We start from the raw sequence: 12,992 nt of genomic DNA on the forward strand, positions 1-12,992 counted from the left end.
AATCCCACCTTATAAATTTACTTTTCTTCAAGATTAACGATTAGATGTCTCATTACGTCATCAGAAATTCTGAAATTTCTGTCTAACTCTTTTGGTACATCAATGCTTGCCTTGAAGTTTATTACAACGTAGTAACCATCATTGATTTTATTGATTTCATAAGCTAACTTTCTGTTACCCCATAGATCAACCTTTTCAATCTCACCATCAGCTTCGATGATTCCTTTGAATTTCTCGATTACTGCATTTCTTTTTTCTTCTTCAAGGTTTGACTTTAATATGAACATTACTTCATATTTTCTCATTATTTTCCACCTCCCTACGGACTGATTCGGTCCTGAATAAACAGGACAGAGAGTACAATCTCACATCATGGTATTATATCAGTTATTCTAAAAATATGCAAGGATAAAACAAAAAAGCCGAAAAACGGCTTTTTATTTTCCAAGTTCCTCTTTTATTACTTCTGCAAGTCTTTTAATACCCTCTACAATTTTTTCATCTGGCATATTTGAATAATTTAATCTAAAAGCATTTTCACGCCCACCATTTGGGAAAAATGAACCTCCTGGTACGTATGCAACTTGCTTTTCTAAAGCTTTAACCATCATTTCCTTTGCATTTAATGCTTCAGGCAATTGTACCCAAGTAAATAATCCGCCTTCTGGATATGTAAATGTTATTTCTTCTGGGAAATTTTCCTTCATTGTATTGATCATTAAATCACGACGTTTACCATATACTTCTTTAATCTTTTCTACATGGGCATCAAAATCATACATTTCCATAAATTTATTGATTTCCATCTGAGAAATCGTGCTTGTTTGTAAATCTGCTGCTTGTTTTACAAAAATGAACCTTTCAAGAATTTCATGTGGCGCATATACCCATCCTAGTCTCATTCCTGGAGCAAATGTTTTGGAGAATGTTCCTAAGAATATAACACGGTCTTCTGTATCAAAAGCTTTGACAGATGGTGGTATTTCTCCTTCAAATCTTAATTCTCCATAAGGATTATCTTCAACAATTGGCAGATCATATTTATTTGCAATTTCTACTAGTTCTTTACGACGCTGCACAGACCATGTTTTTCCCGTGGGATTTTGAAAATCTGGTATCACATAAATCATCTTTGCTTCCGGTGTTTCTGCTAATTTTCTTTCTAAATCTTCCATAACCATACCATGATCATCTGTATCTACTTCTACAAAATTACATTCGTAAGCTTTAAATGCATTAATGGCTCCTAAATAACTAGGACTTTCACAAACCACTACATCTCCTGGGTTTAAAAAGATTCTACCTGCAAAATCTAATCCTTGTTGTGAACCACTAAGCATAAGAATATCATCTGGTTGTGCATTTATATCAAACTTTTTCATTCTTTCAACGATTTTCTCTCTTAATGGTAAAAAACCTTCTGTTGTACTATATTGAAGTGCCTTTTGTCCACCTTCTTCTAATACTTTTTTTGAAACCTCTTTCATTGCTTCAACAGGAAATAATTCAGGAGCTGGAAGTCCTCCTGCAAAAGATATTATTTCTGGTCGTGCTGTTAATTTTAGGAGTTCACGTATTTCAGAAGCACCCATTTTTTCCATACGTTTTGCATACTTAATCGCCATATAAAACACCTCCAAAATTATAATATTTAAAAACACCTTGATTCCGTTTATTATATCATAAAATTTGTTGTCATTTTCACAGTTTTTGGAATTTATCTTTCCTGCTAAAAGTTATTCTACGCTTTATTCTTCTTTTCTTTCAATTATTTTCTTTATTCTCTTTTCAAATTTCACTCTAGGAATCCATACTTGCTTATCACAGCCTAAACATCTTATGCGAAAATCTATCCCGGTCCTCATAATTTCAAATTGATTACTCCCACAAGGATGATTTTTTTTCACTTGTACAACATCTCCAACTCTCAAATCCATAGGCATAAGACTTCACCCTTCCTTTTTTTCTACACAATTGCCCGAAACAAAGGTTTCGGGCAATTGTTATATGATTTCTTAACTTTTTTGTTTCTGAATAAGAACTCTTCTTGGATAAGGGATTTCTATTCCCTTCTCATCAAATCTTTCTTTAATCCGCTTTCTAAGTTCTCTTTCTACTGCCCACTGCTGCATTGGTACTGTCTTTGCTACTATTGATATAACAATATCAGATTCTCCTAAATTTGTCACCCCTAAAACAGTAGGTCCTTCTTTAATTTTCTCATTTTCTTTTGCAATTTCTTCACATAATTCACTTAAAACCTTTATTGCATTGTCTATATTTTCTTCATAAGCAATCCCTACATCTACCAATGCGCGCATAGCCCCTTTGCATTTATTGGTTACTTTATTAATCGATCCATTTGGAATAATATGTAGATCTCCATTGAAATCTCGAATCATGGTAATCCTCAGGGTCATATCTTCAACAATCCCGGATTGATCTCCAATGGCTACATGATCTCCAATTTGAAATTGATCTTCTAGTAAAATAAAAAATCCTGTAATAACATCACGTACTAGATTTTGTGCACCAAAACCAATTGCCAATCCTCCGATTCCAGCAGCAGCAATGAGAGAAGAAATACTGATGCCAAATATAGCAAGTATTGATGTACATCCCACGAAATAAATGGTATATTTCATAATACTGTTTATAATCCCTTTGATGGTATCAAATCTTTTTTCTTCTCCTACAAGCTTAAACTTTGCTCTATTATCAAAAAATTTATTTATTACCATAGTAGAAAAGCGGATGGCAATGCTCATAACAAATAATATTAAAATGATTTTTATGAAGTTCCCTGTATAGATACTCAATTTTTCAGGATTTGTATAGTTTTTAAAAACCTCTTTTACTTTATGCATAAAATCCAATGACGAACATTCCCCTTTCATAAATACTATTGTTTTCATCTCTAAGAAATAGGTGTCACCATCTTATTTTTTCCTATTTTTTTAATTTTAAATAAACTAACCTTTTCTTGGTCTGACCCTAAAGCTTTCATAACCTCTGAAAATTTTTCTAATGAAAATTTTATAGAAAGCCCACAACTTGCACTAATTTCTCGTGGTGTAGGAATTGTTTCTATGGTAAAATCTTTTTTTAGACGCGTCTCTGTTTGAATCGCATGATGGGTAGATTCAAAAGATATGACGTAAAATTCTTGTTCTAACATGCACATTCTCCTCTATAGGGTTACTCTATTTTTTGAACCGTGAAACGCATCAACAATCGCATACATATTTGATACACTTCCTACTGCTCGTTTATCTTTTAGATGAAAATAGTCTAGACAAGTTCCACAAACTAGAACCTCTACCCCTTCACTTTCTAACTGCTTCAGATATCCAAGGACTTCGGATCCTTCTGTCGTTAATTTTACTCCACTATTCATAAATAACAAAGTCTTTGGATAAGGTGTATATTCTGTTAGTGTATACACATACCCTTTCATTAATATTTTCCCTAATTCTTCAGAACCTTCTCCTAAAGTATCACTGCCAAATAAAATAGCCAAATCTCTTTCTTGATCTATTTCACAAAGAATTTCTTCCCCAGCTTCCCCTTTAGACATTTGAACATAAAAATCTTTTTCTACTTCTTTTATCACTACATCAAAATGTAAACTTTTTGCAAGCTTTATTACATTTTGCATTGCTACTTCATTATCTACAATGGTTGTAATACTTCCCTCAGTTAATTGATCTAGAACTTTCTTTGTTTCAATAACTGGTTTTGGACAGCTTAAACCTCTTGCATCTACTTGTTTATTCATTCTTTTATCCCCTCCATATATTTATTCCCTATACTACTAAAGGTAATCATAATTTTATTATAATCTATATCTCCTGTTTAAATCCTATAGAATTTTTCTATAGGTCGTCTAATTTTTATAAGAAATATCTATCCTTTTATAGCAATCTGAATCAATCCAATGATCGGGTTATGATCATATAAAACATTGGCAATGATAGATTTTTCTAATCCTTCTACAAAAATAGATGCATCCATCATTGTTATAAATGGTGTTATGATTGCAAGAAAAATAAATACAATCAATAATCCCTTTACAAGCCCAAAAACAACACCACCTAAACGATTAAACTGCTTCAATACAGGAAGAGAAGCAATCCCATCAAGTAGATGTCCTATAATAAACAACAGTATTTTTACTGCAAAAAACAGAATGAGTATACTTATAAAATCTATAAACATTCTTGCTAAAACATCGGATAAGTAACTGTGAACGCCCTCCATCGCACGCTCGCTATACACATGCATTGTATCACTCTTCATCAATAAATTTTCTATACTCTTTGGAAACTTTAAAACTTCAAAAATATTATTTTCTACAATGCCTTCTGCTACAACATGATCATTTGTAGCTGTTTGAAATCTTTTTCCTATATATGCTTGTACTTTTATAAAAATTGTTGAATGCACCATAATATATTTTGAAACCAATGGATAATATATTTTTGCTACAATACCCGCTATAATAAAGCTCCCCATATAGAAGAAAGACAAAATCAATCCATTTTTCCATCCTTTAATCATATTTATAGTAAATATAACAATAATCAAAACATCAAGCCAACTCATGACAACACCCCTATTACTATTTTTTAATCTTTACTTTTATTCTTCACCTGCATGATCTCTATTTTATTTTTCAAAACCAATATTAATTTGTTATCAGAAAACATATATACAGATTGAATATCATTGTGGATTTTCTTTTCCATAAGCTGTTTCCCTTTTTTGAAAATAAAATACAATGTACGATCTGTAAATGCAACAACATTCTCCCCTTTACTATCCATCCCTAAAACTTCTCCTTGAATAGGAATCTTGCTTTCTTCTTTACCCTCCATCTCTACAATCCATATATAATTTCTGTTTTTTGTATCAATAATCGTTCTTCTATTGTCAATCAAGTGCATAGCAATAAACCCCTGCTGGTTCCAAGCTACTCTGTTCACATCACCAGGAATATCTATACTCCCTAGTAATGCATCTTCTTTACTGAAAACCATTAATTTTTTATCCCCAACGCACATTATCTGATTGTTATCACTAAAAAATACGTTACTAATGATTTGGTTCGTATAGGTATTCCCTCCTAAAAGTTTTCCTTCCTTCGCATAGAGTGCAACATTTGTTTCAATTTTATTCTTTTCTATGCCCATAACAGATATAGCAACGTTCCCTTCCTCATCTGAAATATTTATATCTATAATCGTTCCTTGATCTACACGAATCTTTCCTGCTTCTTTTCCTTCCATATTGAATATATGTATTTCACTATTCTCTTCATTTTCATAATATAGTGCAATAATCCCTTCTTTATTACACACAAAATCCCCTATTGATTTTTTTAAATCAACTTCCCATACGATATTGCCCCCATCATCATAAGCGGTAATTTGTCCTGTTTCTTTATTGGCCAAAAAAATTAAATTTCCACCAGTTCTCATTATCGGATCTTTTGCCACTTTTTCTTTCTTCCATTTTTCTTCTCCTGCTAGCGTAACGCGCTTCAACTTATTTTCATTATAAATAATCATATCCTCTTTAAACGGAAGGACAATCAAGTTTTTTTCGTTCTCATAATCTATAGTAACAATTGTTTGAAAGTCCAACGCGCCATATCCTAAAAGACTCTTTGCTGTTTTTATAAGCTTAACTCCGCCTAATATCAGCATGAATATAAGTATAAGCACCATAATCTTAAAGCGAATCTGCCTTCTTTTTCTAGTCATGTATCCTCCTCCTGCTAAGAAATCCACAAAAATAAATTCACGCATCTCCCTTGATATTGAAAATATTTTTTTCTTATCTCTAAAATTACAATATGTTATCTTATATTCTCGTAAACTTATAGAAATCCTCCATTTTTCATTGATCTCTACACATAAATCTATTCATTATTAATACACTATTTTTTATCCGGGTATATAGAATCAATCATTTTTCTAATGAACGAACTAAAAAAAGTAACCGCCAATCATGATAAGCACTTTCGCTATATTACGTCAAAAATTTAACAGTAATATTATTCATTATTGTAAATTTATTGATATTATTTAGTTTGTCAACAAACATACATGTTTTATGGATTAACACTATATATGTTGAAGAATTCGTTTTCCTAAAATAAATGTTTTTTAAGAAAGCTATTTATTTTATTCTAAATGTATGTTATTATAATTGTATAAAGTTAATTATTTAACAATAAAATTTATTATGAAAGAAGATGATATAGATGTTATTAAGATTAATAACCATGACTGTGGCTGTTCTAATTATAAGATATGTATCTACCATCAATCAAATGGAAAAATCAAATAAAAATAAGCATCATCTATATTAAAAAAGTAAGGAATTCCTTACTTTTTTTCTGTTTATATTTTCTCTAGGAATAATCAAAAACAAGTTCACTAATCTTGCTCGTTATTTCAATTATTTTCTCATTACAATATACATGACATAAAAAATATACGACAAAAGCAACCCTGACCCTTCTATTCGATTGATCTTATGATGTGTTTTAGAAAATATAAATAAAATGGTTGTATAACCGATCATAAATAATACATCTGCAAAAATTTTTTCCTCTACCTGTATAGGAGCGATCACAGCAGAGGTTCCTAATACAAATAAAATATTAAATATATTGCTGCCAATAATATTTCCTACAGCAATGTCCGTATGTTTCTTTACCGCTGCAGTAACACAAGTGATCATCTCCGGAAGAGACGTTCCTACAGCTACAATCGTTAGTCCTACTAACGTTTCGCTCATGCCAAAATCATAAGCAATCATTTTACTGCTTCTTACTACAAGCTCTCCACCTAGGATAATTCCTACCAACCCTACTACGGTATAAAAAATATTTTTACGTGTATTTATTACTACAGGCTCTTGTGCGTCCTCTTTTTTTTCCCTACTATTTCGAGCAACTTCAAAAATATAATATAAAAATATCATAAAAAAAGATAATAATACCAGCCCATCTGCTCGTGACAATACATTATAGTCTATAGATTGCAAACGCACATCCATCATCAAGATAAATAATAAAATACTCGATAATAAAGTAAATGGTATTTCCTTCCTTACCGTCTCTTCTTCAACCCTCAAAGGACGAATGATTGCCGTAATGCCTATAATCAGAGAAATATTAAATAGATTGCTTCCGATGACATTGCCCAAAGAAATGCCATTACTTCCTTTCATTGCTGCGCGAATGCTTACAGCGGCTTCTGGAGAGCTTGTCCCAAATGCTACAATGGTGAGTCCCACAAGCATTGGTGAAATCCTAAGTATCTGTGCAATATTAGATGCCCCTTCAACAAAATAATCTGCCCCTTTGATAAGCAACACAAAGCTTAAAATCAAAATAAAATATGTCATATTTTCCTCCCACAAAGTAATATAAAATTTTCTACATCACGCATTGTCTTATTGCTTCCTTTGTTGTACAACGTTAATATTTAATTCTGCTATAGATTAGTTTTACCATTCATTATAAAAATATTTCTTAAGGAATCATAAATCCTAAAACGTCTTTTATTTCTTGTCACTTACGCTTTCTTTATGATATATTAAGAAAACGATAAAAACCGAAGGAGTGTTTTAGATGAGAGCAAAATTTTCTAAAATTCAAGATGTGAATAAATTTGTAGCCTTTGTTTCCACTTTAACCGGAAAGGTTTATTTAAAATCTGGAGAAATTAAAGTGAATGCAAAATCTATTATTGGTGCAATGTATATTTTACAAGAAAACCCTGACGATATCATTGTAGAAGTGGAAGTGCCAGAAGAACAAAAACTTGTTTTAACCTTCTTAATGCAGGGATCCCATCTGGGATAATAAAGAAATCCTCCTTAACCATAAGCTAAAGAGGATTTCTTATTCCTCTAATCATTTAAATTCACTTATCTAAAAACTTCTATTCTATGGTATGATAAGAATAGGAAAGGACGTGATTTTTACATGTTTAGAACAATATATATGATCATTTATTTTTTAGTAGATCAACTATTTCTATTGCCTACTTTATGGAAAGTTGAAAAGTTAGAAAGAGAAGGAAAAACAAAAGAAATAAATGATTTAATCCATAGGACTGGATCTGATTGGGGTAAACGTATTGTCAATACAACAGGTTCAAAAGTATCCATATCAGGACTCGAAAATATACCACAAGGACCTATTTTGTTTGTAAGCAATCATCAAGGAAATTTGGATATTCCAATATTGCTTGGCTTTATTGATAAGCCAAAAGCCTTCATTGCAAAAATAGAGCTTTCTAAAATTCCTGTGTTTGGAAAGTGGATGCAAAAAGTAAAATGTATCTTCATAGACAGAGAAGATCCTAGACAGTCTTTAAGAGCTATCAATGAAGGAATACAAACTTTGAAGAGTGGTTATTCTATGGTTGTTTTCCCTGAAGGGACAAGAAGCAAAGGCTCTCAAATGGGTGAATTTAAAAAAGGCAGTCTAAGACTTGCTACAAAAGCAAAAGTTCCGATCGTTCCTGTAACCATTGATGGTTCTTATAAGATCATGGAAGCTAACGGAAAATTTATCAAACCAGCAGAAGTGAAGATTACGATCTCTGCACCTATTTATACAGAAAATCTTACAAAAGAAGCGGAAAGTCATCTTAGTGATCAAGTATATGAAGTAATTAAAAGCCATTTATAGCATAACAAAAAAACGGCTAGGGGATAACCCCTAGCCTATCTCATGTCCCAATAAGCATATCCTCTTGGGTGTGGATTGTCTCTTACATCAACATGCGTGAAAGTATCATAAATACCTATTCCCGTAAATCCCATCTTCACTGCAAGCTTTGCAATCTCCTCAGGTGAAAATCCAACGATTCGAATATCAGCAGCTTTTCCCAATATATGCTGACTCTTTGGAGAACCATTGATTTTCTTATTATATGCAGGTGAACGGTATCCAGAGTTTATAATAATGGGTCTACCGATCTTCTCTCTCATTTCTTGAAGCATCATTATCAGCCTACAATCATATAACGCCTCATTTTTTCCTTCCTTACAAACAAACTCAGAGAGTTTAAAATTTTTTGATACATTTATATCCGTCACAATCTTAAACATATCATCCCTCCATTTCATTATTCTCTTCCTTCATTTTCTTTAACACCTTCACAATAAATCCAGGTAAAGGCACTCCCAAAACAGCAAGATTCTCTGCAATAGATATCCCTTCATTGGCTATATAAAAATAAATCGTCATTGTTCTAAAACCATGATTTCCCCCTGCCGCTACCAAATCCATCTGATGCGCCAATATAATGACAATAAAAATAGCCGCCTTCTTTAGCAGCCCCTTGTGTCCTATTTCACTAGATACTTCTTTATTTTTAAATCCTTTCATCAATCCTGTTACATAGTCTGTTACAATCAATATTACTAAGATATTTATAATACTATTCCACTCTCCAATCAATACACTCATTGCAGTACCTAAGCCTGCAATGAGCATGTTTAAACTAATTTTTAGATCCATTGGCATCTTCCTTTTTTGTTTTTATAGATTTCGTGTGGTTTTGAATAAAAAATAACACCGTTAATAGTTCATGGTAGGTTGAATATTATTTGTGTCGTGATATTTTCCTATTGCGTTAATCTTTCTATTTCAATTTCTGCTTTTCTTACTTCTGCTTCTTGCCTAATAGTAGACTTTGTACCATCTTGTAAAGCCACTTCTGTAGTTGGAATATTCTCTAATTGCATTCTATTTGCTAATAATAATATTGCATAAGCATTTACCAATCTTTGTTGTACTAATGTCATATTAATCCAACCTCCCCTAAAAGATTTAATATCTGTATTTCAATTTCTGCTTTTTTTATTTCTTCCTCTGTAGGTTTGATGCTTTCCAATGTTTTTTCATCTTCAATTTGTTGTTTCGATTTCCATGTTATTTTTGCCATTACGACACCTCCTGCCAAGTTGGAAATCTTTCTTCGTATATTGCATCCTCTCCTATATAATTAAGCAATATTACATTCAAAACTCCATTTTTTCTTTCTGCACTTAATATAGGGTTAATTGGTAGGATTGTTTCAATATCTTGCAGTATACCATCACCTACATTTATAAAATTAAAGGTATCCGACTGTTCTTTATAAGTCATTTCACCTTCTACTTCTTTAATCGGTATTTTATGAACCACCGTTACATTTTCACCTTTAAAAGAATATTCCAAAATTTCCTCATTTCTTTGTGGACTATACAGAATTCTCATCACTTCCACCTTCCTATCGCCGTTAAGAACACACTTCTAACGTTTGATCCCATTGTTATTGTTCTATCAAATTTTATTTGCCAATGTGTCCCTGTTGTAATCAGCGCAGAATTTCCATATTGTTCATATTGTCCCGCTGTTATAGGACTTTCAAAAGAATGTGATCCTTTCACTCCTCCACCAATAAATGTTGCGGGATAAGGAAAAGATTGAAGGTCTGTTATTTCAAAGTTAGCTACCCTAGAAGAATGACATATCTGAAGACCATTATCATACCTGATATATTCACCATTCGAATTACTACCATATTCCACTACTGCATTTAAATCTACTGCTGGACTAAAGTTTGATGTAGCTGCAACTAAATTTGCCGTGCCACTGTTCTTTATTGTTGCTATTGAAGTGCCCGAGTTACTATATGCTTTTAGATTTATAGACACAGAATTCAAAGAATTTGCAGCCTTGACAATCCTACAAGCCCATTTTCCTGTATCTTTTACATATATATCTGATATATTAAATAACGATCTAGTATGAGATGATAAACTTGCATATTTACTTTTTTGTGCGAATATTGTTCCGTTACCTACTGAAATATCAAACCTCTTAACAATAGCCCCAACAGCAATGTTTGCGTTCCATCCACTTGATAGTGTAATTTCTAACCTTCCAGTAAATATACCACTAAATTCTATTTCAACTTCCTGCTGATTAGCCTGGTCGGTAAAATTGAAATTAATACTTTTTTCTATTGTCCAGTTATTCACAGTTAAACTTGGTACATCTAAATTACCACTCATCACATCTCCTGCTTTTTTCACAGTTTCAGCCAAATGTGACACAACTTTTCTATTTACTTCATTAATCGCTCCCACATATGCTTTATTCCCTGTTTCTAAATTTTCATTTAAAACAGTTCCTTCAGCTAAACACTTTATTACACCATCAATCTTTTCATTATCCTCCACAAAATCCTGTCTCTTTGGATATTCATTTCCCTGCCACTGGTTAAGTCCTAGATACTCTGTTTTGTTTTTACTTGGCATTTATAATCCCTCCTTGTGTATTTCAAATTCATCCCAAATAAGATTTAATCCATCCCACTGATCCCAAGTTTTGTTATAACGATCAAACTCATTCCAAATAAGATAATTAAAAATATATGCAATTCCCAAATGTGCTGGCTTGATGTCTTCTAATGCATTCTGTAAATCAGCTATATTAGGTGGTGTGCCATAGATACTGATAAACTCAATATTGATTTTTCCATCAAAAGTCACTTTCACATCTCCATTTGTATATGCATCTGATACCAACTTGATTAAATCGCGGTCTACCTTTCCTGTACCTCTCCACTTAGACTTAATGGTACTTCTTCGGTCTTCATAACTTCGATAAAGATCCGTTATAATCCCTAATTCCTGCTCATATATACTAAGTGCCCATATAGCAGTATCTATTGATAATTGTTTTTTTAAATCTTCTATCGTTAATGCTTTTTCATCTAGCTCCTGTCCTTGTATATCCAACAAACTTTGAAATATTTTTGATTTTTGTTCATAAAAAGGTAAAGCTTTCAGCATTCTTTGGCTAATCAATGTTCACCCCTCCTAGCACAGGCACATCTGCATTGCCTATAGGGATATTTTTCTTCTGTCCATTAATGGTGAACTCAGAAAAATCAACAATTCCTTTTGAATCCAAAATAATACTTGTGATTTTGTTATAGCTTACCTTATTTTCTCTAAATGCAATTTGTCTCAAATAAGCAGTAATATTATCTTCTATATCCTTTTTCATGATATCATTTGGTACAGAAGGGTCTTTTTCTTCTAGTGTAAAAGAAATATCTAATATTACAGGATTTGCACTCACAACAGTACAAAATGCCCCAATAGGTGCTTTTCCTTCTCCACACCCCCATATAACTTTCTCTTCTGAATCAATTTTGGGGTCAATATAGTTTTGCACTTTTTCCACCAAATTAGGATTTGCTGGTTTTTTATTGGAATCAATAATAATCACCTTTACTGTATTGGGCTTATCCTCTGGTAGAGAAATAACTTTCACGTCTCCCACCCCAGTTACTTCCTTTGCCCAATTTCGATAATGATACTTGTTTCCTGATGTTGCAGGAGTCTGTATCCTTTCATAATACCTTTGTAAAAGTTCTTCATCCATTTCAGCATCATATCCACTTTTAAAAGCTTCTTTATTTGTAGCACTTTTTAATCCTGCAAGCGTAACAGGAAAATATTGAATTGATCCTGCTGGCACATTACCTATGACACCATAGCTTTCACACACTACCAAAACATCTACATGCCCAGTATCATCAATGGTTTTATTTTCTTTGATGATAAAATTTACGGTATCACTTGCAATCAAGTCATTCTCATTTACTTTGGCTCCTTTTGTTCCTGTGATGGTCACATATCCTGCTGCTTTTGTTGCAGGTTTTCTTTTAATCCCTGTTCTTTCATGGATTCTTTGTTCTAGCTCTAAATCTTTTAGATTTTTCATCATTAATTTTTTTGTTACTGTTTCTATTGATTTTTCCATATTCTCTATTTCTATTGCAACAGGTTTTAATGCATCATAAAAAAAAGAACCTTGTGATTTGTCATAAAGCTCTGATACACTATTTAACATTCGATTTTGTATGGTTTCTCTATTCTCTATCATTGCGTTTCACCTCCAAGTA

General features: G+C 32.3%; 19 protein-coding genes. 2 read left to right on the forward strand and 17 right to left on the reverse strand.

Annotated features, from left to right (window positions below; translation table 11 throughout):
• Positions 1 to 17: 17 nt before the first annotated feature.
• The 9 genes from rpsF to EV214_RS05795 all read right to left on the reverse strand — a co-directional run bounded on the left by rpsF (position 18) and on the right by EV214_RS05795 (position 7,419).
• A complete protein-coding gene (gene rpsF / locus EV214_RS05760) occupies positions 18 to 305 on the reverse strand; it encodes a 30S ribosomal protein S6 (protein ID WP_132243639.1) in 288 nt (95 codons plus the stop codon).
• 132 nt (positions 306 to 437) lie between these two features.
• Positions 438 to 1,625 (reverse strand): aminotransferase-like domain-containing protein, encoded by a 1,188-nt coding sequence (locus EV214_RS05765; protein WP_132243641.1) that lies wholly within the window; start codon positions 1,623 to 1,625, stop codon positions 438 to 440.
• 123 nt (positions 1,626 to 1,748) lie between these two features.
• On the reverse strand, positions 1,749 to 1,943 hold the full coding sequence (locus EV214_RS05770) for a DUF951 domain-containing protein (RefSeq protein WP_132243643.1): 195 nt from the start codon (positions 1,941 to 1,943) through the stop codon (positions 1,749 to 1,751).
• Between the two features lie 72 nt (positions 1,944 to 2,015).
• Complete coding sequence (locus EV214_RS05775) at positions 2,016 to 2,867, reverse strand: mechanosensitive ion channel family protein (RefSeq protein ID WP_243116572.1); 852 nt, start codon at positions 2,865 to 2,867, stop codon at positions 2,016 to 2,018.
• A 50-nt stretch (positions 2,868 to 2,917) separates the two neighbouring features.
• Positions 2,918 to 3,178, reverse strand: coding sequence for a DUF3343 domain-containing protein (locus EV214_RS05780; protein ID WP_132243645.1), 261 nt, complete (start codon positions 3,176 to 3,178; stop codon positions 2,918 to 2,920).
• Positions 3,179 to 3,190: 12 nt separating this feature from the next.
• On the reverse strand, positions 3,191 to 3,778 hold the full coding sequence (gene yedF, locus EV214_RS05785) for a sulfurtransferase-like selenium metabolism protein YedF (RefSeq protein WP_132243647.1): 588 nt from the start codon (positions 3,776 to 3,778) through the stop codon (positions 3,191 to 3,193).
• 128 nt (positions 3,779 to 3,906) lie between these two features.
• Positions 3,907 to 4,605 (reverse strand): CvpA family protein, encoded by a 699-nt coding sequence (locus EV214_RS05790; RefSeq protein ID WP_132243649.1) that lies wholly within the window; start codon positions 4,603 to 4,605, stop codon positions 3,907 to 3,909.
• Between the two features lie 23 nt (positions 4,606 to 4,628).
• A complete protein-coding gene (locus EV214_RS18670; RefSeq protein ID WP_165916258.1) occupies positions 4,629 to 5,765 on the reverse strand; it encodes a DUF5711 family protein in 1,137 nt (378 codons plus the stop codon).
• Between the two features lie 700 nt (positions 5,766 to 6,465).
• The gene (locus EV214_RS05795) at positions 6,466 to 7,419 is read right to left on the reverse strand and encodes a calcium/sodium antiporter (RefSeq protein ID WP_132243651.1); all 954 of its coding nucleotides are present in this window, start codon (positions 7,417 to 7,419) and stop codon (positions 6,466 to 6,468) included.
• A gap of 226 nt (positions 7,420 to 7,645) precedes the next feature.
• Between EV214_RS05795 and EV214_RS05800 the strand changes: the two genes are divergently transcribed.
• Both EV214_RS05800 and EV214_RS05805 read left to right on the forward strand, forming a co-directional pair.
• The gene (locus tag EV214_RS05800) at positions 7,646 to 7,879 is read left to right on the forward strand and encodes an HPr family phosphocarrier protein (RefSeq protein ID WP_132243653.1); all 234 of its coding nucleotides are present in this window, start codon (positions 7,646 to 7,648) and stop codon (positions 7,877 to 7,879) included.
• 123 nt (positions 7,880 to 8,002) lie between these two features.
• On the forward strand, positions 8,003 to 8,713 hold the full coding sequence (locus EV214_RS05805) for a lysophospholipid acyltransferase family protein (protein ID WP_132243655.1): 711 nt from the start codon (positions 8,003 to 8,005) through the stop codon (positions 8,711 to 8,713).
• 35 nt (positions 8,714 to 8,748) lie between these two features.
• Here EV214_RS05805 and EV214_RS05810 read toward each other — a convergent pair whose 3' ends face one another.
• From EV214_RS05810 to EV214_RS05840, 8 genes are all read right to left on the reverse strand, one after another.
• Positions 8,749 to 9,135 (reverse strand): YcbK family protein, encoded by a 387-nt coding sequence (locus EV214_RS05810; protein WP_243116567.1) that lies wholly within the window; start codon positions 9,133 to 9,135, stop codon positions 8,749 to 8,751.
• A gap of 1 nt (position 9,136) precedes the next feature.
• Positions 9,137 to 9,547 carry a phage holin family protein gene (locus tag EV214_RS05815; protein ID WP_132243657.1) on the reverse strand — a complete coding sequence of 137 codons (411 nt, stop codon included), beginning with the start codon at positions 9,545 to 9,547 and terminating at the stop codon, positions 9,137 to 9,139.
• Positions 9,548 to 9,654: 107 nt separating this feature from the next.
• Positions 9,655 to 9,834 (reverse strand): hypothetical protein, encoded by a 180-nt coding sequence (locus EV214_RS05820; protein ID WP_132243659.1) that lies wholly within the window; start codon positions 9,832 to 9,834, stop codon positions 9,655 to 9,657.
• Complete coding sequence (locus EV214_RS18675) at positions 9,831 to 9,974, reverse strand: hypothetical protein (RefSeq protein WP_165916259.1); 144 nt, start codon at positions 9,972 to 9,974, stop codon at positions 9,831 to 9,833. The genes EV214_RS05820 and EV214_RS18675 overlap by 4 nt, the downstream gene beginning before the upstream one ends.
• On the reverse strand, positions 9,974 to 10,288 hold the full coding sequence (locus EV214_RS05825; RefSeq protein WP_132243661.1) for a hypothetical protein: 315 nt from the start codon (positions 10,286 to 10,288) through the stop codon (positions 9,974 to 9,976). Before EV214_RS05825 ends, EV214_RS18675 begins: the two co-directional genes overlap by 1 nt.
• Positions 10,288 to 11,334 (reverse strand): hypothetical protein, encoded by a 1,047-nt coding sequence (locus tag EV214_RS05830; RefSeq protein ID WP_132243663.1) that lies wholly within the window; start codon positions 11,332 to 11,334, stop codon positions 10,288 to 10,290. Before EV214_RS05830 ends, EV214_RS05825 begins: the two co-directional genes overlap by 1 nt.
• Positions 11,335 to 11,886: a putative phage tail protein gene (locus EV214_RS05835; protein WP_132243664.1), complete on the reverse strand. Its 552-nt coding sequence runs from the start codon at positions 11,884 to 11,886 to the stop codon at positions 11,335 to 11,337.
• Positions 11,879 to 12,973 (reverse strand): baseplate J/gp47 family protein, encoded by a 1,095-nt coding sequence (locus tag EV214_RS05840; RefSeq protein ID WP_132243666.1) that lies wholly within the window; start codon positions 12,971 to 12,973, stop codon positions 11,879 to 11,881. The genes EV214_RS05835 and EV214_RS05840 overlap by 8 nt, the downstream gene beginning before the upstream one ends.
• Positions 12,974 to 12,992 lie beyond the last annotated feature (19 nt).

Origin of the sequence: Marinisporobacter balticus (genome assembly GCF_004345705.1) — a bacterium.
GTDB lineage: Bacteria > Bacillota > Clostridia > Peptostreptococcales > Thermotaleaceae > Marinisporobacter > Marinisporobacter balticus.

What these genes read in the sequence shown, in the direction of transcription:
- yedF (WP_132243647.1), bottom strand. Translation starts at nt 3,778, where the DNA reads ATGAATAAACAAGTAGATGCAAGAGGTTTAAGCTGTCCAAAACCAGTT.
- rpsF (WP_132243639.1), bottom strand. Translation starts at nt 305, where the DNA reads ATGAGAAAATATGAAGTAATGTTCATATTAAAGTCAAACCTTGAAGAA.
- EV214_RS05805 (WP_132243655.1), top strand. Translation starts at nt 8,003, where the DNA reads ATGTTTAGAACAATATATATGATCATTTATTTTTTAGTAGATCAACTA.
- EV214_RS05840 (WP_132243666.1), bottom strand. Translation starts at nt 12,973, where the DNA reads ATGATAGAGAATAGAGAAACCATACAAAATCGAATGTTAAATAGTGTA.
- EV214_RS05820 (WP_132243659.1), bottom strand. Translation starts at nt 9,834, where the DNA reads ATGACATTAGTACAACAAAGATTGGTAAATGCTTATGCAATATTATTA.
- EV214_RS18670 (WP_165916258.1), bottom strand. Translation starts at nt 5,765, where the DNA reads ATGACTAGAAAAAGAAGGCAGATTCGCTTTAAGATTATGGTGCTTATA.
- EV214_RS05770 (WP_132243643.1), bottom strand. Translation starts at nt 1,943, where the DNA reads ATGCCTATGGATTTGAGAGTTGGAGATGTTGTACAAGTGAAAAAAAAT.
- EV214_RS05790 (WP_132243649.1), bottom strand. Translation starts at nt 4,605, where the DNA reads ATGAGTTGGCTTGATGTTTTGATTATTGTTATATTTACTATAAATATG.
- EV214_RS05795 (WP_132243651.1), bottom strand. Translation starts at nt 7,419, where the DNA reads ATGACATATTTTATTTTGATTTTAAGCTTTGTGTTGCTTATCAAAGGG.
- EV214_RS05775 (WP_243116572.1), bottom strand. Translation starts at nt 2,867, where the DNA reads ATGCATAAAGTAAAAGAGGTTTTTAAAAACTATACAAATCCTGAAAAA.
- EV214_RS05830 (WP_132243663.1), bottom strand. Translation starts at nt 11,334, where the DNA reads ATGCCAAGTAAAAACAAAACAGAGTATCTAGGACTTAACCAGTGGCAG.
- EV214_RS05780 (WP_132243645.1), bottom strand. Translation starts at nt 3,178, where the DNA reads ATGTTAGAACAAGAATTTTACGTCATATCTTTTGAATCTACCCATCAT.
- EV214_RS05800 (WP_132243653.1), top strand. Translation starts at nt 7,646, where the DNA reads ATGAGAGCAAAATTTTCTAAAATTCAAGATGTGAATAAATTTGTAGCC.
- EV214_RS05815 (WP_132243657.1), bottom strand. Translation starts at nt 9,547, where the DNA reads ATGGATCTAAAAATTAGTTTAAACATGCTCATTGCAGGCTTAGGTACT.
- EV214_RS05765 (WP_132243641.1), bottom strand. Translation starts at nt 1,625, where the DNA reads ATGGCGATTAAGTATGCAAAACGTATGGAAAAAATGGGTGCTTCTGAA.
- EV214_RS18675 (WP_165916259.1), bottom strand. Translation starts at nt 9,974, where the DNA reads ATGGCAAAAATAACATGGAAATCGAAACAACAAATTGAAGATGAAAAA.
- EV214_RS05810 (WP_243116567.1), bottom strand. Translation starts at nt 9,135, where the DNA reads ATGTTTAAGATTGTGACGGATATAAATGTATCAAAAAATTTTAAACTC.
- EV214_RS05825 (WP_132243661.1), bottom strand. Translation starts at nt 10,288, where the DNA reads ATGAGAATTCTGTATAGTCCACAAAGAAATGAGGAAATTTTGGAATAT.